15 protein-coding genes are annotated in these 22,009 nt (G+C 71.2%); 5 read left to right on the plus strand and 10 right to left on the minus strand.

The genetic code is table 11. The features are described 5' to 3' along the window. Nucleotides 1–101: 101 nt before the first annotated feature. Together AB0B58_RS22260 and AB0B58_RS22265 are read left to right on the plus strand one after the other, a co-directional pair. Nucleotides 102–1,484: a glycoside hydrolase family 43 protein gene (locus AB0B58_RS22260; RefSeq protein WP_360226505.1), complete on the plus strand. Its 1,383-nt coding sequence runs from the start codon at nt 102–104 to the stop codon at nt 1,482–1,484. A 20-nt stretch (nt 1,485–1,504) separates the two neighbouring features. Continuing rightward, a complete protein-coding gene (locus AB0B58_RS22265) occupies nt 1,505–2,338 on the plus strand; it encodes a PIG-L family deacetylase (protein WP_360226508.1) in 834 nt (277 codons plus the stop codon). A 45-nt stretch (nt 2,339–2,383) separates the two neighbouring features. Here AB0B58_RS22265 and yjfF read toward each other — a convergent pair whose 3' ends face one another. The 4 genes from yjfF to AB0B58_RS22285 form a co-directional block, all read right to left on the minus strand. After that, nucleotides 2,384–3,397, minus strand: a complete 1,014-nt coding sequence (gene yjfF, locus AB0B58_RS22270) for a galactofuranose ABC transporter, permease protein YjfF (protein ID WP_360226511.1) — start codon at nt 3,395–3,397, stop codon at nt 2,384–2,386. After that, nucleotides 3,394–4,425 carry an ABC transporter permease gene (locus AB0B58_RS22275; RefSeq protein ID WP_360226514.1) on the minus strand — a complete coding sequence of 344 codons (1,032 nt, stop codon included), beginning with the start codon at nt 4,423–4,425 and terminating at the stop codon, nt 3,394–3,396. Before AB0B58_RS22275 ends, yjfF begins: the two co-directional genes overlap by 4 nt. Continuing rightward, on the minus strand, nt 4,422–5,945 hold the full coding sequence (locus AB0B58_RS22280) for a sugar ABC transporter ATP-binding protein (RefSeq protein ID WP_360226517.1): 1,524 nt from the start codon (nt 5,943–5,945) through the stop codon (nt 4,422–4,424). The genes AB0B58_RS22275 and AB0B58_RS22280 overlap by 4 nt, the downstream gene beginning before the upstream one ends. 67 nt (nt 5,946–6,012) lie before the next feature. Then, nucleotides 6,013–7,011: an ABC transporter substrate-binding protein gene (locus AB0B58_RS22285; protein WP_360226520.1), complete on the minus strand. Its 999-nt coding sequence runs from the start codon at nt 7,009–7,011 to the stop codon at nt 6,013–6,015. 319 nt (nt 7,012–7,330) lie between these two features. On the opposite strand from AB0B58_RS22285, the gene AB0B58_RS22290 reads away from it, so the two are divergent. Next, complete coding sequence (locus AB0B58_RS22290) at nt 7,331–8,350, plus strand: LacI family DNA-binding transcriptional regulator (RefSeq protein ID WP_360226523.1); 1,020 nt, start codon at nt 7,331–7,333, stop codon at nt 8,348–8,350. Nucleotides 8,351–8,394: 44 nt separating this feature from the next. Here the strand turns inward: AB0B58_RS22290 and AB0B58_RS22295 are convergent, their stop codons facing one another. From AB0B58_RS22295 to AB0B58_RS22305, 3 genes are read right to left on the minus strand one after another with little or no spacing between them, the layout of a single operon-like run. Further along, on the minus strand, nt 8,395–9,477 hold the full coding sequence (locus AB0B58_RS22295; protein ID WP_360226526.1) for a lytic polysaccharide monooxygenase: 1,083 nt from the start codon (nt 9,475–9,477) through the stop codon (nt 8,395–8,397). Nucleotides 9,478–9,488: 11 nt separating this feature from the next. After that, entirely contained in the window at nt 9,489–12,413 is a 2,925-nt protein-coding gene (locus AB0B58_RS22300; protein WP_360226529.1) for a glycoside hydrolase family 48 protein, read from the minus strand. Between the two features lie 28 nt (nt 12,414–12,441). Continuing rightward, complete coding sequence (locus AB0B58_RS22305; protein WP_360226532.1) at nt 12,442–15,096, minus strand: cellulose binding domain-containing protein; 2,655 nt, start codon at nt 15,094–15,096, stop codon at nt 12,442–12,444. A 243-nt stretch (nt 15,097–15,339) separates the two neighbouring features. Between AB0B58_RS22305 and AB0B58_RS22310 the strand changes: the two genes are divergently transcribed. Both AB0B58_RS22310 and AB0B58_RS22315 read left to right on the plus strand, forming a co-directional pair. After that, on the plus strand, nt 15,340–16,704 hold the full coding sequence (locus AB0B58_RS22310; RefSeq protein WP_360226535.1) for a cellulase family glycosylhydrolase: 1,365 nt from the start codon (nt 15,340–15,342) through the stop codon (nt 16,702–16,704). Nucleotides 16,705–16,844: 140 nt separating this feature from the next. Then, nucleotides 16,845–18,422: a tetratricopeptide repeat-containing diguanylate cyclase gene (locus tag AB0B58_RS22315; RefSeq protein ID WP_360226538.1), complete on the plus strand. Its 1,578-nt coding sequence runs from the start codon at nt 16,845–16,847 to the stop codon at nt 18,420–18,422. Here AB0B58_RS22315 and AB0B58_RS22320 read toward each other — a convergent pair. From AB0B58_RS22320 to AB0B58_RS22330, 3 genes are all read right to left on the minus strand, one after another. Continuing rightward, on the minus strand, nt 18,409–19,179 hold the full coding sequence (locus AB0B58_RS22320) for a hypothetical protein (RefSeq protein WP_360226541.1): 771 nt from the start codon (nt 19,177–19,179) through the stop codon (nt 18,409–18,411). The two genes, AB0B58_RS22315 and AB0B58_RS22320, sit on opposite strands and share 14 nt — an antisense overlap. Continuing rightward, on the minus strand, nt 19,166–19,690 hold the full coding sequence (locus AB0B58_RS22325) for a SigE family RNA polymerase sigma factor (RefSeq protein ID WP_360226544.1): 525 nt from the start codon (nt 19,688–19,690) through the stop codon (nt 19,166–19,168). Before AB0B58_RS22325 ends, AB0B58_RS22320 begins: the two co-directional genes overlap by 14 nt. A gap of 311 nt (nt 19,691–20,001) precedes the next feature. Then, on the minus strand, nt 20,002–21,999 hold the full coding sequence (locus AB0B58_RS22330; RefSeq protein WP_360226547.1) for a beta-galactosidase: 1,998 nt from the start codon (nt 21,997–21,999) through the stop codon (nt 20,002–20,004). Nucleotides 22,000–22,009: the final 10 nt, after the last annotated feature.

The raw sequence follows: 22,009 nt of genomic DNA on the forward strand, positions 1-22,009 counted from the left end.
CCGGCGATTGTCCCCGTACCGGCCGGCGGCGTCTGCCGCGGCTTGTCCACCGGACGGTGTTAACGGTAACATCGATCTCTCTCGATAAGGAGCGTGCGCCGATGAAGAGACGTGGTTTCATGGCGGCCGGCGGGGCGGTCGCCCTCGGATCGGCCACCGGGTCGCTGCTGGGCCCCGGGGCGGCCCGGGCCGCCACCTACGCCGGGTACGCGATGGCCTACTTCACCGAGTCGCCGTCCATGACCGCCGCGAACTACGCCCTGCACCTGGCGGTCAGCACCGACGGCCTGAACTGGACCCCGCTGAACCAGAACGCCCCGGTGGCCACCCCGACGCTGGGCAGCCGCGGACTGCGCGACCCCTTCATCCTGCGCAGGCAGGACGGCACCTTCGTCGTGCTCGCCACCGATCTCAACGGCACCGACTGGGCGTACCAGAGTCAGTACCTGCACGTCTGGGACTCCAGCGACCTCGGGACCTTCCGCAACTACCGGCTGCTCAAGGTGCACTCCCTGGCGACGCACGCCTGGGCACCCGAGGCCGTCTGGGACGCGGCCCGCGGCCGGTACGCCGTGGTGTACTCGGCCGTGGTCGGCGGGCACAACGTCCTGCTGGTGAACCACACGACCGACTTCGTCACCGCCTCGGCGCCGCAGACCTTCTTCGACCCGGGCTACGACGCCATCGACGGCAGCTTCGTCACGGTCGGCGGCGTCGACTACCTGTACTTCAAGAACAACACCAATAGCACCCTGCTCGGCGCCCGGTCCGGCTCGCTGAACCCCGGCAGCTTCGGCGTCTACACCGGCGCGATCGGCCCCGGCCGGGGAGTCGAGGCCCCGCAGATCGTCAAGTCCAACACCGCCGAGCTCTGGCGCATGTGGGGCGACACCTGGAGCCCCAACGGGCGGTTCTTCTGCTGGCAGACCGGCAACGTCGCGGGCGGCGCCTGGACGCTGCTCGGCGACCGGGAATACACCCAGCCGCTCAACTCCAAACACCCGGGCATCACGGCGATCACCGCGGCGGAGCTGTCCGGCCTCACCAGCGCCTGGGGCGTTCCGGCCTGGAACCGGCTCAAGTCGTACAACTTCCCGGATCGCTACGTCCGGCATGCGAACAACGTCGGCCGCATCGACAGCTACCCGTTCGAGCCGTACCAGGATCAACTGTGGACGCTGGCGCCGGGCCTCGCGGACCCCGCGGGCGTCTCGCTGCGCTCCGTCAACCTGCCCACCCGGTACCTGCGGCACTCCGACTACGCGATGGTCCTCGGCGCCGACGACGGCAGCGGCGTCTTCAGGGCGGACGCCACCTTCTACCGGGTCCCGGGCCTTGCGGACGCGAGCTGGACGTCGCTGCGTTCGTTCAACTTCCCGGACCGCCACCTGCGGCACTCCAACTACGTGCTGCGCATCGATCCGATCGGCAGCGGCTCCCCCGCCACCGACCGGCAGGACGCCACCTTCAAGATCACCTACTGAGGTGATCGTAGGGTGACGTCATGGCCGATCACCCCCTGACCTTGATGACGGTTCATGCACATCCCGACGATGAGGCCTCGAGCAGCGGCGGCGTCCTCGCCCGTTACGCCGCCGAGGGGATCACGACCGTGCTCGTCACCTGCACCGACGGTCGCTGCGGCGACGGACCGGGCGGGGTCAAGCCCGGCGAACCGGGTCACGACCCGGCGGCGGTGGCGGCGCTGCGCCGCGCCGAGCTCGAGGCCAGCTGCGCCAAGCTGAAGGTCACGCACCTGGAGCTGCTCGACTACGCCGACTCCGGAATGATGGGCTGGCACACCAACGACGCGCCCGGCGCCTTCTGGGGCGCCCCGGTCGCCGAGGCCGCGGATCGGCTCGCCGGGCTGATCCGCCGCTACGCGCCGGACGTCGTCGTCACCTACGACGAGAACGGCTTCTACGGGCACCCGGACCACATCCAGGCGCACCGGATCACCATGGAGGCGGTCGCCCGGACCGGCATCCCCGCAAAGGTTTACTGGTCGACCGAGCCGCACTCCGGGATGGCCGCCTTCGGCGACGCGCTGCGCGAGTCCGGGGTCGACTGGGAGGAGGACCGGATCGCCGGGGACGCCGGTGCTCCGCGGATCGGCCTGCCCGACGAGGAGATCAGCACCTGGGTGGACACGCGGGGCTTCGGCGTGCAGAAATTCGACGCGCTGGCCGCGCACGCGAGCCAGGGCGAGAACGCCATGTTCCTGCGCATGGGCCGGGAGCGGTTCACCGAGCTGATGGGCGTCGAGACCTTCCTGCGGGTCTACGACAGGACCGGGGCGCCGCTGCCCGAGGACGACCTGTTCGCCGGGCTGCGCTGACCCGGCCACCGCCGCCGGAGCGGTTCCGGCGGCGGTGGCCGGTGTTCAGCCGGTGCGTCTGGTCACCAGGCGCTGCAGGACGATGAAGGCGAAGAGCAGGATGCCGATCACGATCTTCGTCCACCAGGAGCTGAGGTCGCCCTGGAAGGTGATGACGGTCTGGATCATGCCGAGCACCATGACGCCCAGCACCGTGCCGAAGAGGTAGCCGGACCCGCCGGTCAGGATCGTGCCGCCGATGACGACGGCCGCGATGGCGTCCAGCTCCATGCCCTGCGCGTGCAGGCTGTATCCGGAGAGCATGTAGAAGCTGAGCAGCACGCCGCCCAGCGACGAGCAGAACCCGCTGACGGTGTAGACGGCGATCCGGGTCCGGCCGACCGGCAGGCCCATCAGCAGCGCCGAGTCGGCGTTGCCGCCGATCGCGTAGACGGTACGGCCGAAGCGCGTGTAAGCCAGCACGTAGGCGCCGATGAGCACCACGACCAGGGCGATCACCACGCTTGTCGAGATGAAGATCCCGGGCGCGAACCGGATCCGCTCCTGCGCCATCGCCGTCCAGAACGGATCGGTGATCGGAATGGAGTTGCGGTTGATGAGCAGCGACAGCCCGCGGGCCAGGAACATACCCGCGAGCGTGGCGATGAACGGCTCCACCTTGAAGTAGTGGATGACCGCGCCCATGCCCAGCCCCAGCGACGTGCCCATGAGCAGCACCAGGGGCAGCACCACGATCGCGGGCCAGCCGGCGTCGAGCAGCGTGGCCGCGACCACGGTGGTCAGGGCGACCACCGCGCCCACCGAGAGGTCGATGCCGCCGGTGAGGATCACGAAGGTCATCCCCGCCGCCACGACCAGCAGGAACGCGTTGTCGACGAAGATGTTCAGGAAGACCTGGGTGTCCGAGAAGTTGTCGTAGTTGGCCACGCCCAGGCCGTACATGAAGGCGAACAGGCCCAGGGTGGCCAGGACCGGGATGTGCCGCCGGTCGAGCCCGCGCCGCCGGCGCGGCGTGACCGCGGCGGTCTCGGGCTGGGGTGGCGCGCTGATGTCGATCATGCGGAGACCTCGGCTGCGGGAGTGGCGGGGGCGGTGCGGCGGCGGCGGAACACCGCGGCGCGGAAGGCGGCGGACTGGCTCAGGCAGAGCACGACGACCACGACGGCCTTGAACAGCAGCGTGGTCTCGGCCGGCACGCCGATCGTGTACGTGGTGATGTCCAGCGCCGAGATCAGCACGGCGCCGAGCACGCTGCCCGCGATGGAGAACCGGCCGCCGGTCAGCGCGGTGCCGCCGATGACCACCGCCAGGATCGCGTCGAGCTCGATGAGGTTGCCCGCCGCGTTGCTGTCGGCGCTGGCCACGTTGGAGGCGAAGATCAGGCCCGCGATGCCCGCGCAGAACGCGGCGAAGACGTACGCCGTGATCGTCAGCCCGCGCGCACGGATTCCGGCGAGCCGGCTCGCGGTCGGGCTGGCCCCGACGGACTCGATCAGCACGCCGAGCGCGGAGCGGCGCACCAGCAGCACCGAGGCCGCCACCACGACGGCGACGATGATCACGGAGACCGGGATGCCGAAGAGGTAGCCGGCGCCGATCACCCGGAACGGCGCCGAGGAGACGTTGATGATCTGCCCGTCGGTGATCAGCTGGGCTATGCCGCGCCCGGCCACCATCAGGATCAGGGTGGCGATGATGGGCTGGATGCCGATCACCGAGACCAGCACGCCGTTCCAGACGCCGAGCAGCGCCGACAGGACCAGGGCCACGCCGACCGCGACCAGGACGCCGCCCACGCTGTTCTGGTCGGGCAGGTCGCCGATGAGCAGGCAGGCCACCGCTCCGGCGATCGCCATCACCGAGCCCAGCGAGAGGTCGATGCCGCCGGTGGCGATGACCACGGTCATGCCCAGCGCGACCAGGGCGAGCGGGGTCGCCGAGCGCAGGATGTCGATCAGCGAGCCGTACAGGTGGCCGTCCTGCAGGGTGATGGTGAAGAAGCGCGGCGCGAAGAAGACGTTGCTGGCCAGCAGCAGCACGAGGACGGCGGCGGGCCAGAAGAGCCGGTGCCGGGTGGGGTTGGTCACGGGTTCGCTCCGCTCGCGATCGCCTGCATCACCCGGTCGGCGTCGACGCCGCCGCCGGTGTTGTCGAGCTCCTCGACGAGGTGCCGCTCGCGCAGCACCTCGATCTTGTGGCTGAGCCGGAGCACCTCCTCGAGCTCGGCGCTGACGAACAGGATCGCCATGCCCCCGTCGGCGAGCTCGACCAGCAGCCGCTGGATCTCGGCCTTGGCGCCGACGTCGATGCCGCGGGTCGGCTCGTCGACGATGAGCAGCCGCGGCTCGGTGATCAGCCAGCGGGCCAGCAGCACCTTCTGCTGGTTGCCGCCGCTGAGGTCGCGGACGGCGATCTCCGGGTCGGCGGGCCGGATGCCCAGGGTCTTGATGTAGCGGGCGACCAGTTCGTCCTGCCGGCGCCGGGGAATCGGCCGGGACCAGCCGCGGGCCGCCTGCATCGCGAGGATGATGTTCTCGCGGACGCTCAGCTCGGCGACGACGCCCTCGGTGCGGCGGTTCTCCGAGGAGAACGCGATGCCGTGGTTCATCGCCGCCCGCGGGGTGCGCAGGGTGACCGGTCCGCCGTCGATCTCCAGCCGGCCGTGATCGGCGCGGTCCGCGCCGAAGAGCAGTCGGGCCAGTTCGGTACGCCCGGAGCCGAGCAGCCCGGCCAGCCCGACGATCTCGCCGCCGCGCACGGTCAGGTCGAAAGGTGCGATCGCCCCGGACCGGCCCAGTGCGTGCGCCTCGAGTACCGGCTGGGCGTCGACGCCCGCGGCGACGGTGCGCGGCTCCTCCTCGAGCCGTTCGAGGACCGTGAGCTCCTTGCCGATCATCTTGGTGACCAGCTGCATCTGGGTGAGCTCGGCGGTGGCGTACTCGCCGATGAGCCGGCCGTTGCGCAGCACGGTCATCCGGTCGGCGACGGCGTACACCTGGTCGAGGAAGTGGGAGATGAACAGGATCGCGACGCCGTCGCGCTTGAGCCGGCGCATCACCTCGAAGAGCCGGTCCACCTCGGAGGCGTCGAGGCTGGAGGTGGGCTCGTCCAGGATCAGCACCTTGGCGGAGACGTCGATCGCCCGGGCGATGGCCACCATCTGCTGGATGGCCAGCGAGTACGCGCTCAGCGGGGCGGTGACGTCGAGGTGCAGGTCGAGGCCCTCGAGCAGCGCGGCCGAGCGGCGGCGCATCTCGGCCCAGCGGATCTTGCCGAGGCGCCGCGGCTCGCGTCCGATGAAGATGTTCTCGGCCACGGAGAGGTTGGCGCAGAGGTTGACCTCCTGGTAGACCGTGCTGATCCCGGCGTGCTGGGCCTGCAGCGGCCCGGCGAAGCGCACCGGGGCGCCGTCCAGCCGGATGTCGCCGGCGTCGATGCCGTACACCCCGGTCAGCACCTTGATCAGCGTCGACTTGCCGGCGCCGTTCTCGCCCATCAGGGCGTGCACCTCGCCGGGCCGCAGGGAGAAGTCCACCCCGTCCAGGGCGACCACCCCCGGAAAGGACTTGCGGATGCCGGTCATCCGCAGGATCGGCGGGTCACCCATCGTCGTCTCCTTCGCCGACGGCACCGTCCCGGCCGGCGGGCCGGGGCGGTGCCGCGCTTACGGTGTGTCAGTACTTGCGGTCGGGCAGGGCGGCGGTGGCCTGCTCCTGGTTGAAGGTGGTCTCCTCGGTCAGCACCCGGGCCTCGACCTGCTCGCCCGCGTTGACCTTCTTGGCCAGATCCATCAGCTGTGGGCCGAGCAGCGGGCTGCACTCCACGATGAAGTTGATCTTGCCCTGGGAGAGCGCCGTCATGCCGTCCTTGACCGCGTCGACCGTGATGATCTTGATGTCGGTGCCGGGCTTCTTACCGGCCGCCTCGATCGCCTCGATCGCACCCAGCCCCATGTCGTCGTTGTGCGCGTAGAGAACGTCGATGTCCGGGTAGGTCTTGAGGAAGGCCTCCATGACCTCCTTGCCGTCGGTGCGGGTGAACTGCCCGGTCTGCGACGCGACCGTCTTGAACTTGGGGTCGGCCTTGATGACGTCGGCGAAGCCCGCCTTGCGGTCGTTGGCCGGCGCGGCACCGGGCGTGCCCTGCAGCTCCACAATGTTCACCGTCTCGGACTTGCCCTCGTACTCCTTGACCAGCCACTCCCCCGCCTTCTTGCCCTCGAGCACGAAGTCGGAGCCGATGAAGGTCTTGTAGAGGGTGGTGTCCGCCGAGTCGACGGAACGGTCGGTCAGGATGACCGGAATGTTCGCGTCCTTCGCCTCCTTGAGCACGGGGTCCCAGCCGGACTCGACCACCGGCGAGAACGCGATCACGTCGACGCGCTGGGCGATGAAGGAGCGGATCGCCTTGATCTGGTTCTCCTGCTTGCCCTGCGCGTCGGAGAACTTGAGTTCGATCCCGGCCGCGGCGGCCGACTCCTGAATCGACTTGGTGTTCGCCGTCCGCCAGCCGCTCTCGGCGCCGACCTGGGAGAAGCCCATGGTCAGCTTGTCGTCACCACCGCCGCCACCGTCGCCGTCGCCACCGCAGCCGGCGAGAGCGCCGACGGCCAGGGCACCGGCCAGGACCGCCGCGGACCAATTCTTTCGCACAACGTCCTCCAGGGATCTCATTTGTTAGCGTTCACAATCTGAACTACGTGGGTGCCGGTGGATTCTCGTCAGGGAGGGGGGTTCGGCGACGCCGCCGCGCCGGGGGTATGAGCGCGCGGAGCAGCCTGACGACGGCCGTTCTGCTGCGATGCAGTGGCTGCCGTCACATGGGGCGTTTCAGGAGTGTTACCGTTCCCAAACGCGGCGTCAAGAGATGATCGCTGATTGACGCGAGAAAGCGTCGGACACCGCGGCGAAACCCAGGTCACGAGGACTGTTCGGAAACCTCCAAGACCTACACTGTGGTCGACAACAGCGCCACAGCGACAAGGGGAACTGCGTGGCATCGAAGAAGCCGGTGGCGGTCATGCGGGACGTCGCCAAGCTCGCCGGCGTGTCGCACCAGACCGTGTCGCGGGTGCTCAACGAGCATCCGAACGTGCGGCAGGAGACCCGGGAACGCGTCCTCGAGGCGATGGAGTCGCTGGACTACCGCCGCAACCTGGCCGCCCGGACCCTGGTCACCCGGCAGTCGCACACGCTGGGCATCATCGGCTTCGAGACCACCCTGTTCGGGCCGGCCTCCATGCTCTACGGCATCGAGGACGCCGCACGCACCGCGGGCTACCTGGTCAGCATCGCCATGGTGCGCAACCTCGACCGGCGCCCGGTGCTCGAGGCCGTCGACCGGCTGCGCCAGCACGCCGTCGACGGCATCATCGCGATCGCTCCCAAGCCGGCGGTGACCAACGGCCTGCTGCAGGCCCCCTCGGATCTCTACTGTGTCGCGGTCGGCGGCGCCGGCGAGACCGAGGCGGTGCCGACCGTGCGCATCGACAACGCCACCGGTGCCCGGCTCGCCACCGAGCACCTGCTCGCCCTCGGCCACAGCACCGTGCACCATGTGGCCGGGCCGGCGGACTGGCCGGAGGCGCAGGAACGCATCGCCGGCTGGCGCGACGCGCTGAACCGGGCCGGCGCCGTCGTGCCCCCGATCGTCCCGCAGTCCTGGAACGCCGAGTCGGGCTACCTGCAGGGCCAGCGGCTGGCCCGCGACGAGTCCGTCACGGCCGTCTTCTGCGCCAACGACCGGATCGCGCTGGGCGTGCTGCGCGCCCTGCACGAGGCCGGCCGCAGGGTGCCCGAGGAGGTCAGCGTCGTCGGCTTCGACGACATGCCCGACTCGGGCTACTTCCTGCCGCCGCTGACCACGGTGCGCCAGGACTTCGCCGAGCTGGGCCGGCGCAGCCTCACCCTGCTGCTCGAGCACATGGCCGGGCCGGACGACGCGGAATCCCCGGCTCATGTCACGGTCACCCCCGAACTCATCGTCCGCGGCAGCACCGCGGCACCACGGTAAGGGGCCCGGGAGCGCCCTATCGCTCCCGGGCCCCGTTCCTCACCTCAGGGTGTGGTGCAGGTCAGGTTCTGTACGGTCGTCGGTGCGGTACCGCTGCCGAGGAACCCGAAGGTGGTGTGGCTGTTCGCGGCTATGGAGCCGTTCCAGCTCTCGTTCTTCACCGTGGCCAGTGACCCGCTGCCGGTGTATTTGCCGCTCCACAGCTGACTGACCGTCTGCGAACCCGGGAACGTCCACGACACCGTCCAGTTGTTCACCGGCGTCGATCCGGCGTGCACCATGACCTCGCCCTGGAAACCGTTGCTCCAGGCGCCGGTGATCGAGTACATCGCCGAGCAGCCGGCGCCCGTCGGCGGCGGCGTGGTCGGGCCGGTCGTCGGCGGGGTCGTCGGCGGGGTGGTCGGCGGGGTGGTGGTGCCGTCCCCGACGCCGGTCACCTCACCGTTGCCGCCGTCGAAGGTCACGTCCGAGCAGCCGTAGAACGTCTCCTGGCTGTCCGATCGCGACCACACCGAGTAGATCAGGTGCCGGCCGCTCTTGCCCGACGGCAGGTTGCCCGTCCACGAGTAGCGGCCGTCGTTGGTGCCCGGACCGCCGACCGACTCGGGGTTGACCACCTGGGAGAACGGGGTCGACTCGAGATCGCTCCAGGCCAGCGCCCGGGTCGGGCTCCAGGTGTTCTTGGTGATGTACAGCGAGAACGTGCCCGGGTGCTTTGCCCAGTTGTTGTAGTCGAACCGCATGCTGGCGCCCGCCGTGAGGTGGGTGACGGGCCAGTCGTTGCGGGGCAGGTTGTAGCCGGTGAAGTCGTACGGGCCGCCGGTGCCGCCGCTGCACAGCTGCCCGTCCGGAATGAAGCCGGCCATCCGGCCGCCGCCGTCCGAGCGCAGCACGGCGAACCAGTTGTAGAGCGGTGTGGTGCCGCTCTGCGCCACCGCGGCGGCGCAGGCCGGGTTCTTGGGAATGATCGCTCCGTTGGTGCCGGACAGGCCGTCCTTCCAGCAGAAGTACGTGCGGCTGCCGGGCACCATCATCGCGCCGTGTGCCGACGCCTGGTTCTGCAGCACGGTGACGCCGACGCCGGTGACCAGCAGCACCACGGCCGCGTACAGGAATCTCTTTCTCATGACAGGTCCCCTCAGCCGTTCGGGAAGAGGCGGGCGAAGTCCGCGTAGCCGGTGGCCACGTCGACCTGTGCCCAGAAGCGGTGGTAGTTGAAGGTCGGTGCCGCGCCGCCGTTCAGGTAGTTCTGCACCTTCGGCCAGTCCGGGTCGTTCTTGTAGAAGGAGCGGATGTCCAGGAACGACTTGCCGGGGGCGATCACGTCGCCGTTGGGCATCTTGCCGGTCCAGCCCGGCGGGATGTAGAGGCCCTGGCCGGTGGACGCGTTGTAGACGTCGTCGAACCGGTTGTAGTCCGCCCGCGTCTCGGTCACCGAGACACCCTTCGCGTCCTTCTTCGTCCAGATCGCGTCGAGCAGGTTCTTCGCCGCCGTCTTCGCCGCGGCGTTGCCGGACTTCGCGGCGTAGTAGGTGAGCAGCTTGGCGAACGAACCCGCCACGCCGAGGTCCTGGCCCTTGCTCGTCACCGTGACGTGCAGGTTGGTGTTGGGGGCCGGGTTCGAGGCGTTCCAGGTGGCCGGCGCGCCCGTCCACTCCATGTCCGACGGGATGGAGAAGTCGGTCGCGCTGATGGTGCTCTGTCCCAGGGCCCAGGGCACCCACTTGTCGAGCACCGACTTGGCCTTGGCGTCACCGGTCAGGTAGTAGTACTCGGCCAGCCGCTCCAGCGACCAGGTCTGCATGCCGAACCAGCGGTTGGACGGCGGGTCCTCGTAGACCGGCGCCACGACGTAGGCCATGCCGTAGAACGTCGGGGTGCCGGACGGCGGCGCCGAGTAGTTGCCGTTCCAGCTGTTGGTCGCGCCGCCGGCGATGGCGCCCTCGGACGACTGCAGCCACTGGTAGAACTCGAGCTGGCGGTTGAGGCTGGCCTGCCAGTCCGCCTTGGCGGTCGGTGACTTGGGCGCCATCGCGCCCACGTTGGACAGCACGTACGCCGCCATCGGGTTCTGGTATCCGAAGTGGCTGGTGCTGGAGCCGATCCGCCACGCCCAGCCGGCCTGGGTGTCGGTCGCGCCGCCCCAGGCGTAGTACCAGGACATCAGGTTGCTCGAGCTGCTCTTGCCGGTTCCCGGCGTGCAGGACGTCGAGGTGCAGCCCGGGTTCTTGAAGTACTTGTCGTAGAAGGAGTAGCGCAGGTAGTCGCCCATCTTCGCGGCGTTGGCGACGGCCGCGGAGATCTGCGACGCCTTGCCCTGCGCGGTCGCCCAGGTCAGCGCCCAGTAGGCGGCCTGAACGGCGCGCGAGTCCGCGTCGGGTGCGTTCGTGTACTTCCACTGCTTGGCGTACGACGAGTCCTTGGTGAACAGGTCGAGGTAGCCGTTCGGGCCGCCGTGCGCGAACGTGTCGCAGGACGGCTGCGGCACGGTCTCCCAGGTGGACTCCTGCGGCCCGCGCTGGAAGGTGTTGATGTAGGTGACCCGGCTGGTGCCGTCACCGCAGTGGCCGAAGCCGTAGACGTTGTCGACGTCCAGCAGCCAGTGCATGCCGTAGATGTCGGAGGTGCCGTAGGCGCTCTTGAGCTCGGCCGCGAGGGGGTCCGAGCCCACCGAGACACCGGACTCCAGCTGCGACGGGTACTGCGAGGGCAGCGGGTGCTCGGCCGCGTAGGTTGCCGGCTTCGAGGCGTCGTACTTGTCGTTGGTCGGCTGGTCGGCGTGCGACGGGATGATGTACTTCTCCATCGTCGACCAGGCCGAGTTGAACGGCGCCCAGTCCCCGGTCGCCTGACCGTGCTCGGCCTCCAGCCACAACCAGTAGCTGAACGCCTCGGAGGTCGTCTCATGGCCCTGGTCGGGCGCCTCGTCGATTAGCGTCTCGATCGAGTGGTACGGCACGCCCTCCGGGCTGAAGTAGCCGTTGGACGGGTTCTTGATGTCGTTGTAGAGCTGGGTGAACCGGGCGTTCGCGCTGCCCTGTTCGAGGACGGTCGCGGTGACGGTCGCCGCCGTGTGGCCGGTGGCCGACGCGGTGAACGTGGCGGTCGAGTTCAGTGCCGCCGCGGCGGTCGCGGCGACGGTCACCGTCTGCGCGGTGTTCCAGTTGGCCGTCGTGAACGTCAGCGACGCCGGGGTCGCCGACACCGTGGTGGCACCCGCGCTGCGGGCGACCGCGACGGTGGTGCTCGCCGTCGGCGCCTTGGACAGCGCCACCTTGAACGTGCTGGACCCGCCGGGCGCAACCGTCAGGGACGTGGGGTCGGCGACGACGGCCGGTGTGGTCGAGGCGTCGACGAAGACCGGCACGTCGGCGGTCGCGCTCTTCACGCCCGCCGAGTCGTACGCGATGGCCTGCAGGTGGTACGCCGCGGTCTGCGCCGGGACGCTGCCCCAGGTGAACGCGTACGGTGCGGCGGTGTCGGTGCCCAGCAGCAGGCCGTCGTGGTAGAACTCGACCTTGCTGATGGTGGCGCCGCTCGCCGCCGCCGCGGTCGCCGCGATCGGGATCGAGGCGGGCGCGGTGTAGCGGGTGTTGGCGGCCGGGCTGGTGATGGAGACCGTGGGCGCGGCGGCGGCCCCGTTGCAGGGCGTGCCGTTGAGGGTGAACGCCGTCGGCACCGGGTTGGCGGTGCCGAACGTGCCGTTGAAGCCGGTGCTGACCGTGGCGCCGGTGCCGAGGTTGCCGTTCCACGCCGCGTTGTTGACCGTGACGTGCCGGCCGCTCTGCGTGTATACGCCGCTCCAGCCCTGCGTGACCCGCTGCGCCGCGTCGGGGAAGTCGTACTCGAGGCGCCAGCTGGTCACCGGGTCACCGGCGTTGGTGATGGCGATGTCGCCGGTGAAGCCGCCGCTCCACTGGCTCTGCACGCGGTAGACGACCGTACAGGCGGCGGCGGCCTCCGCGGGCGACGAGCCGGCTACGACCATGCCGGCGCCGAGGAGGGCCGCCGCCGACGCGGCGAGGCCGCGTCGAAGTCGGGTTCTCCGGGACAGAGATCTCATCGCTGGTCCTTCCTGGGGGTGGGGAGGGTCATGACGTGGCCGCACAGGTGATCGGCGCGGGGACGGGGTTGCCGCCGGTCCACGAGGCGATGAAGCCGAATGTGGCGGTGGCGTTCGGGGCCACGGCACCGTTCCAGCCGGCGTCGCGGACGGAGACGGCGGTGCCGGTCTGGCCGCCGGTGGCGCTCCACACCTGGGACAGGGTCTGCCCGGCGGTGAAGTTCCAGCCGACGGCCCAGGTCCGGGTGGCGGCGGTGCCGCTGTTCCTGACGGTCACCTCGCCCTGGAAGCCGCCCTGCCAGGATCCGGTGACCCGGTAGGTGGCCGCGCAGCCCGTGGCGGGTGCCGGCGTGGAGGACGACGGGGACGGGGACGGCGAGGAGGTGGACGGGCTCGGCGACGGCGTGGACGTGCCGCCCAGGCGGTCGGCGTAGAGGATGCCGCGGCCGTTGGTGCCGAGGTAGACGCGGCCGTAGACGCGGGGGTCGCCGGCCAGCGCGTCGCCCGCGTTGCCGTACCGGTGTGCGTCGTCGTTGATCCGCACCCAGGACGAGCCGCCGTCGTCGGACCGGAACACGCCGGCCACGCCGCCCGCCGTCCCGACCAGGAAGACCGCCGGGTACGCGGCCCCCGGCGCCGCCTTGCCGAAGGCGACGTTGACGCCCGAGCCCACCCCGGCCACCGCCGCGAAGGTGGCGCCCGCGTCGGTCGAGTGCAGCAGCCCGGTCCCGCCGGCCAGCCAGACGTCGCCGGCCCTGCCGGGCACGGCGTGGAAGTTGACCCGGCCGGTGGACGGCATCGCCGCGGCCGAGGCGGCGAAGGTCGCGCCGCCGTCGGTGCTGACGTAGAACCTGCCCGACGCGTACCCGTAGAAGGTCTTCGGGTCGACCCGGTCGCTCTCCACCTTGGCGCCGGCCGGCAGGCCCGTGGACCTCGTCCAGGAGCCGCCGCGCGTCGTCGAGTAATGCACGTCCGCGCCGGCCGGCGCCCAGACGACGGCGTTCGCGTCGGCCGAGACCGCCACCGAGCCGCCGCCGGTGACGCCGGCGGGCTCCTGGCCCGCGTACCAGTTGCGGCCGCCGTCGCTGGAGACGCCGATGTGCGGCGCCGCGTCCGCGTTGCCGACCCGCACGAAGACCGCGGGGTTGAGCTCGGCGAAGTCGAGACCGGTGTTGCTGCCGAGGCTCGGCGCGTCGTGGAAGGCCGGCGGCACGGCGTCCAGATCGGCGTGGTGGAAGCCGCCGATGTCGCCGAGGGCGCTGACCAGCGGGGCGCCCGAGGGCGGGCTGGCGAGGTCGAGGACGGCTGTCTCCTCGAGGCCCTTGGCCATCGGCCTGATGGTGAACGTGGTGTCGCCGTCCCAGTTGGTGAGCTGGGTGGTGCCGTAGACCGTCGCGCCGGTGCCGTAGAGCATCCGGTCGGAGTCGAGCGGGTCGATCTCGACGGACTCGTTCATCCAGCCGAGCTTGGGTGTCGCCTCGGGCGGCTGCGGATCGGTGTTGAAGTCCAGCCACGGGTTCGCCGAGATGTCCATGGTGTAGCGCTTGGACCGGCTCGGATAACCCGCCCAGTCCCAGATCCTCTTCCAGGTGGCGCCGGAGTCGGTGCTCCGGAAGAGGATCGCGTCCGGCCACCAGGAGATCTGGGTGGCGGCCACCAGCGTGCCGGGCCGCTGCCGGTCGACGGTCAGGCCGGAGTAGCCGAAGTAGAGCTCGTCGCCGGCGCTGAGCTTGACCGGGCTGACGTCGGTCCACTCCCCCGTCACGGTGTCGTACCGCGCGACCTGGCCCTTGCCGCCGTCGTACGGGCCGCCGGTGTCGCTGGTGGCGACGTACAGGTGGTGGTTGACGGAGTCCAGCACGCCCTTGTGCGCCAGGTAGCCGGTGGGCTGCCCGGCGATCCGCGACCAGGTGACGCCGCCGTCGGTGGAGCGGTATACCGGGTTCGCCTTGTCGGCTACGCCGACGTAGACGTCGCGGGTGACGTCGTCGAAGGTCACCCAGGTGAGGCCCTGGTTCTGGCTCAGGTAGCCGTTGGTGTCGTCCGGGTCCTGCACGTAGTTGCCGGCGTTCGGGAACGCGGTGACCTTCGCCCAGGTGACGCCGTGGTCCGTGCTGCGCCACAGGCCGTTGCCGCCCTCGGCGGCGAAGAAGACGTGGCTGTTGTCGTGCGGGTCGACGGCCAGCCGCTCGCCCATGCCGCGGCCCGGCATGTTGCCGCCGTTCTTGAACGGCAGCCTGGTGATCTGCCAGGTGGCGCCGCGGTCGGTGGAGCGCAGGATGGCGCCGTTGTTGGGATCCCAGCCGTTGGTGTACATGCCGACGGCCGCGTAGACCCGGTCGGGGGCGACCGGGTCGGTGGCGATGCTGAGCACTCCGTTGTAGCCCCAGTCGTCCTGGCCCACCCAGTCGAGCAGCGGCACCCAGTTCTGGCCGGCCTGGTTCCAGCGGTATGCGCCGCCGATGTCGGTGCGCGCGTAGATCAGGTTCTTCTCGGTGCGGTTGAAGACCAGGCCGGGCACGAATCCGCCGCCGTCGATGCGCACGTTCTTCCAGGCGTACGTGTCGGCGGACGCGGCCGCCGCCGCGCCGGCGGCCGGAGGACGGCCGGCCGCCTGCGCCACGAAGGTCGTCGCACCGAGAAGCAGTGCGGCGACCGCCAGGATGATGAATGGGCGTCGCAAAGGGATTCCTCTCCGAGCACGCCATCGACGGACGTCTCTCGTGGGAGCGCTCCCATGAATGTGGCCCGCCGTCATTTCGTTGTCAAGAGCTCGAAACATTTCGATGTAACGGGAAGGTTTCCTGCGTGTTGACACAACTGAACCGAGTAGGTAGGAAGATGCCTGTCGATCCATCGTGGGAGCGCTCCCGAAAACCTTCACCCGAACGAACGGCGCCGCGTGCGCCGCCCGAGGAGGACACCCGTGAGACGACGCAGACTGTTCGGCGGCCTGGCCGCCCTGTTGGTGGCGGTGGCCGGCGTGGTCGCCGTGACGGCGCAGCCGGCCCAGGCCGCCGCCGGGTTCACCGTCAGCGGAAGCCGCATCCTGGACGCCAACGGCAACGCCTTCGTGATGCGCGGCGTCAACCACGCACACACCTGGTACGCCGACAAGCTCGGCTCGCTCGCCGACATCAAGGCGCTTGGCGCCAACACCGTCCGTGTGGTCCTCAGCAGCGGCGACCGCTGGACCCGCAACGACGCCGCCGACGTCACAAACGTCATCACCCAGTGCAAGGCGAACCGGCTCATCTGCGTCCTGGAGGTGCACGACACCACCGGGTACGGCGAGGAGTCCGCCGCCACGACCCTGGCCCGGGCCGTCGACTACTGGATCGCGATCAGGAGCGCGCTCGCCGGGCAGGAGCGCTACGTCATCCTGAACATCGGCAACGAGCCGTACGGCAACACCGGCACCGCGGGGTGGGTCGCGGACACCAAGAACGCGATCACCCGGCTGCGCGCCGCCGGCTTCGAGCACTCGATCATGGTGGACGCGCCGAACTGGGGCCAGGACTGGTCCTTCACGATGCGCGACAACGCCGCCTCGGTCTTCGCCACCGACCCGCAGCGCAACACCATCTTCTCGATCCACATGTACGGCGTCTTCGACACCGCGGCGGAGATCGACGACTACCTGGGCCGGTTCATCACGGCCGGGCTGCCGATCGTGGTCGGCGAGTTCGGCCACAACCACTCCGACGGCAACCCCGACGAGGACACCATCCTGGCCACCGCGCAGTCCCGGGGCATCGGCTACCTCGGCTGGTCCTGGAGCGGCAACGGCGGCGGCGTCGAGTACCTGGACCTGGTCACGAACTTCAACGCAAGCGCGCTGACCTCCTGGGGCCAGCGGCTCTTCAACGGCGCCAACGGCATCAAGGCGACCTCCCGCGAGGCGTCCGTCTTCGGCGGCACCCAGCCCACCACACCGACGAGCCCGCCGACCTCGCCGTCGGTTCCCCCGAGCTCGCCCCCGCCGACCGGCCGGCAGTGCACGGCGACGTACGCGGTGACCGGCTCCTGGGGCGGCGGATTCCAGGGTGCGGTGACCGTCACCGCCGGCGGCGCGGCGATCACCTCCTGGACCGTGACCTGGACGTGGCCCAGCGGCCAGCGGTTCACCAACACCTGGAACGCCGCGGTCACCTCGTCGGGCTCCGCCGTGACGGCCCGCAACATGTCGTACAACGGCTCGGTGCCGGCCGGCGGCAGCACCAGCTGGGGCTTCACCGCCAGCTGGACCGGCACGAACACGGCGCCGACACCGACCTGCGCGGCCGCCTGACCCCCGTAACCGACCCCACCCGAGGCCCCGCGGCCCGGCCCGTCCCCCGGGCCGGGCCGCAACCCGTCCGCAACCTCGACCGCACCCGTCGCGCTCCTGCGGCCAGCAAATCTGGGCACCTGCCCACCGTCAGGAGCACCGTGACCACGACACACGCGCCGGCCTACGCCGACCGCCTGGCCGAGGAGCTGCTGACCCTGGAGATCGGCAGCACCGCGACGCTGCACACCGAGACGGCCTACGCCCAGCGCGTCGAGCGGAAGGCCGCCGCCGCCGGACGGGCCGACCTCGTGCTGCGGGCGCGGCTCGTCCGGGCCGTCGTCATGCTGCGGGAGGGCGACACGGTCGCCGGGGGGCGCGTCGCCCACCTCGTCTACCCGGAGGCCGTCGAGCTGGGCGACGACTATCTGCTGGCCCGCTGCCACCGCGCCCTGTCGATCTTCTTCCGCCAGCTCGGCGACAACGCCACCGCGCTGGAACACGCCGTGCAGTGCATGTCGCACACCGCCGACGACGTCGTGCCGCCCATCCGGGCCCGCCACCTGATGTGCCTCGCCGTGCTGCTCGACGAGACCGGCTCGCCGGATGAGGCACTGCGCAACTTCGACGAGGCGCTCGCCCTCGCCGCCGCCATCGGCGACGGCGAACTGGCGATCAACTTGCTCAACAACATGGCGTACACCGCATGCGAGCGCGGCGACCTGCGTGCCGCGGAGGACCTCGAGCGGAAGATCCGGGCGACCTCCGACAGCACCGGATTCCCGTTGACCGGCACCATCCTGGACACCATCGCCCGGGTGGCGATGCTGGCCGGCCGGCATGCCGACGTCGAGAACATCCTCGGGCCGCTGCTCGCCGACGACGTACCCCGGTACCTGGTCGACGAGGGCAACGCCATCGAGGAGGGCCTGCTCACCGCCGCCGAGGCCCAGCGCGAGCTCGGCGAGATCGCCAGCGCCCAGGCGATGCTCGACCGGGTCCTGCTGCTGTGCGCCGAACACGGCCTGGCCGGGCTGCAGGCCCGGGCCCGCGAGCAGCAGGCCCTCGTGTACGCCGCCGCCGGGCGCTACCGGGAGGCGTTCGAGGAGTACCGCCGCTTCCACGTCGAGACGCGGGTGCTCACCTCCGCGGAGCAGGACGCCCGGTCCCGGGCGCTGCAGGCGGTGTACCAGGCGGAGGAGGCGCGCCGCGCCACCGACGAGTTCCGCGAACTGGCGCACCGCGACGCGCTCACCGGGCTGCACAACCGGCGCCACGTCGACGAGGAGCTGCCGGTGGCGCTCGCCGCGGTCGGCGCGGAGGCGGGGCCGCTCTCGGTCGTGCTGATCGACCTGGACCACTTCAAGCGGATCAACGACACGCTGTCACACGCGACCGGGGACGTGGTCCTGCGGCGCTTCGCCGCCCTGCTGACCGCCACCGCGCCCGACGAGGCGGTGGTCGCCCGGCTCGGCGGCGAGGAGTTCGTCGTCCTGCTGCCGGGCGCGGACGAGGCCGCGGCCTGGATCACCGCGGAGACCATCCGGATGGAGGTGGCCGGGCACGACTGGGCGCAGGTCACCCGCGAGCTGGGGGTGACCTGCAGCATCGGGGTCACGACCGTGTCCGGCGCCGGGCCGACCGCGGGCGCGGTGCTGGCCGCCGCCGACCGCAACCTCTACGCCGCCAAGCGCAGCGGCCGCGACCGGGTCTGCGGCGACCCGGTCACCCAGCCCTGAACACCCCAGAGACCTGGGCGTCCCCGCCCGCGGCCGTCGCCTCGGCGGCGTAGGTGTCGCCGGCCGCGGAGCGCCGGCCCGCGGCGTGGTTGAACTGCACCGCGAAGGTGTAGCTGCCCGGGGCGAGCACCGCGCCCCTCACCAGGGTGAAGCGGAACACCAGCAGGTCGCCCTTGCGGGCGCTGGTGACGGTCAGCAGGTTCGCCGGCACGGTGCTGAACCGGCCGGTCTCGACCAGACCCGGCGTCATCGCGACGTTGACCGTGACCTCCAGCGCGGTCAGGGTCCTGGTGTTGGTGAGCACCACGTTGCCCTGCGCCCAGCCGTCGTTGGAGTTCCGGTCTACCGCGCCCGCCGAGGACAGGAACCCGTCCCGGCCGGGCTCGGCCCGCGGCGGCTCCTTCGTCTTCGTGCTGGTAGCGCTGCTGACCGACGCCCGCGGGGACTCCGGCGGCCGGGTGGCCGGCGTCGCGGAGGCCGGCGGCGCGACGGCGGTCGGCGCGGCCACCGGTGCGCCGTCCGGCTCCGGGCCCCGGTCGGCGATGCGCACGCCGGCGATCGCCAGCACGAGCACCACCGCCACCGCGAGCGCCGCGGCCGCCGGCCGCAGCAGCGCGAGGACGCGCCCCTTCGGCCCGGGTGCGTGCTCGGCGCGGCCGCGGGCGATCCGGTCCAGCATCGCCCCCCGGTCCGGCCGGTGCCGTTCCGCCTCCTCGCGCAGCACGACGCGGAGGTCGCGCTCATCAAGCTGACGCACTCAGTCCTCCCGTCGTGACCGGCAGTTGCTCGAGGTACCCGGACAGCTGCGCCGCCCCACGCGACGTCAGGCTCTTCACCGCGCCGACCGAGATGCCGAGGATCTCGGCGACCTCGCGCTCCGGCACGTCGAACGCGTACCGCAACACCACGCACTCGCGGCGGCGCAGCGGCAGGTGGCGCAGGGCCGCCCGGACGTCGAGGACCGCCGGCGTGTCGGGCTCGGCGCGGTCGCGGCGCAGCAGGCCGAGGCCGAGCAGGCCCAGCCGCTCCCGGCTCTGCCGCTTGATCCACTGGCGGGCCAGGTTGGCCAGGATGCCGCGGGCGTACGCGATCGGGCTGTCGGCGGCCTCGACCCGCTCCCAGTGCCGCCACACCTCGACGAACGCGTCGGCCGCCAGGTCGTCGGCCACGCCGGAATCGCCCGTGACCAGGTAGGCGAGCCGCGACAGGTCCGCGTGGTGCTGCTCGAAGAAACGCCGGAAGGCGCGCTCGTGATCGGTGTCCCTCACACGGTCCTTCCTGTCGGTGGGTGGAAACCGGCTGCCCCGGCTGTGGGGGATAACGGAACCGGAGCAGCCGGGGTTCAGCCGGACGCCTGGCGAATATCGCGGAGGTGCCGGGGCGCCCGGTGCCCTCGCCGGCGGCGGAACACGATGTCGCTTCGAGGGCCGTCGATCAGGAACCCGCGGGGAGGCCGGTTGAGGTCCTGTTGGAACGGCCTCCCCGCGGATCACTTGCCCCCTCAGTGGGCCGCGGGGCCCGAAAGGTTGCCCGCCCGGCGGGAAAACTTTTCAGGTGAGCGGCGAGGGGACCCCGCCCGTCACGCCGGGCGGCGCAGGACCGCGACTCCCCCGGGCTCGAGCAGCGCCGCCGAGCCGTGCAGCGGCTCGCCGTCCAGGCCGGTCAGCTCGGCCGGCTCGGCCGTGCGGTTGATCAGGAACCAGAAGTCCTCCCGGACCGCGAGCTCCACCCGGCCGCGCAGCGCCGCCGGCAGTTCGCTGCCGATCCCGGCTCGGGTCAGCAGTTCGCCGAGCACCCCGGCCAGGCCGTCCGGCCCGAGCCGGGTCGAGATGTACGCGGCCGAGCCCGTTCCGGCCGCCCGGCGGGTGATGGCCGGGCGCCCGTCCCGGTACGACGCGAGCACCTCGACGTCCGCGCCGGTGACCCTGAGCCGGTCGGTCCAGAGGGTGCCGATCAGGCCGTTGTCGAGCTCGGCCCGCTCGTCGTCCATCAGCGGCGCGAACTCCTCGATGCGGATGCCGAGCAGCTCACGCAGCGGCCCCGGGTAGCCGCCGAGCCAGACGTGGTCGTGCTCGTCGACGATGCCGGAGAAGTAGGTGGTCACCAGGTTCCCCCCGCCGTGCACGTACGCCCGCAGCCGCTCCGCCAGCGCGGCCGGGACGACGTGCAGCACCGGCGCGACCACCAGGCCGTAACCGGTCAGGTCCGCCGCCACCGGCACCACGTCCGCGCGCACGCCCAGGTCGAGGAACGCCGAGTACCAGTCCAGGGCCTCCTGGCGGTAACGCAGCCGGTCGGTCGGGTGCGAGTCCTGCTCGCTGGCCCACCACGACGTCCAGTCGAAGACGATCGCCGCCCGCGCCGGGCTCCGCGCCGTACCCGAGACCGGGGCGAGCCGGCGCAGCGTGTCGCCGAGGGCGACCACCGACCGGAAGACCTCGCTGTCCCGCCCGGCGTGCGGCAGCATCGCCGAGTGGTACTTCTCCGCGCCGGCCGCGGACTGGCGCCACTGGAAGAAGCAGACCGCGTCCGCGCCGTGCGCCACGTGGGTCAGCGAGTCGCGGGCCAGCTCGCCGGGCTTCTTCGCCACGTTGACCGGCTGCCAGTTCACCGCGCCGGTCGAGTGCTCCATCAGGAACCACGGGCGGCCGCCCGCGAGGTGCCCGGTGAGGTTCGCCGAGAAGGAGAGCTCGTCGAGGGCGCGCGGGCCGCGCCGCACGTAGTGGTCGTTGGAGACGAAGTCGACCTCCGCCGCCCAGTCCGCGTAGTCCATCGAGTTCTGCTCGCCCATGACCATGAAATTCGTCGTGGCCGGAACGTCCGGGGTGAGCTCGCGCAGCACCTCGCGCTCGGCGCGCAGGTAGTCCTTGAGCGCGTCGGACGAGAAGCGCTTGAAGTCGAGCTGCTGCGTCGGGTTGGGGTGGGTCGCCGCCCGGCGGGGCGGCAGGATCTGCGCCCAGTCGCCGTAGTGCTGCGACCAGAACGCGGTGCCCCAGGCCGCGTTCAGCGCGGCGAGATCGCCGTACCGGGCCCGGAGCCAGGTGCGGAACGCGGCGGCGGCGTCGTCGGAGTAGTCGTAGACGTTGTGGCAGCCCAGCTCGTTGGAGATGTGCCAGGCGGCCAGCGCCGGGTGGTAGCGGTAGCGCCCGGCCATCGTGCGTACCAGCCGCAGCGCGTGCTCCCGGAAGACGGGCGAGGTCGGGCGCCAGTGCTGGCGGCCGCCCGGCCACATGGTCGCGCCGTTCCGGTCCACCGGCAGGATCTCGGGGTGCTTCGCGGTCAGCCACGGCGGCGGGGACGCCGTCGCCGTGGCCAGGTCGACCGCGATGCCGCCGGCGTGCAGCAGATCCATGACCTCGTCGAGCCAGCCGAAGTCGTGCTCGCCCTCGGCCGGCTCCAGGCGCGCCCACGAGAAGATCGCGAGCGAGACGACGGTGATCCCGGCGGCCCGCATGGCCCGGACGTCGTCGTCCCAGGTGGAGCGCGGCCACTGCTCCGGGTTGTAGTCCGCGCCGTACTCCAGCCGGGGCGCGGCCGCGGGGTCCGGCCGGCGCAGCCAGCGGTACGGGGTCTCCACGCGATCTCCT

The organism is Actinoplanes sp. NPDC049118 (assembly GCF_040648555.1).
GTDB lineage: Bacteria > Actinomycetota > Actinomycetes > Mycobacteriales > Micromonosporaceae > Actinoplanes.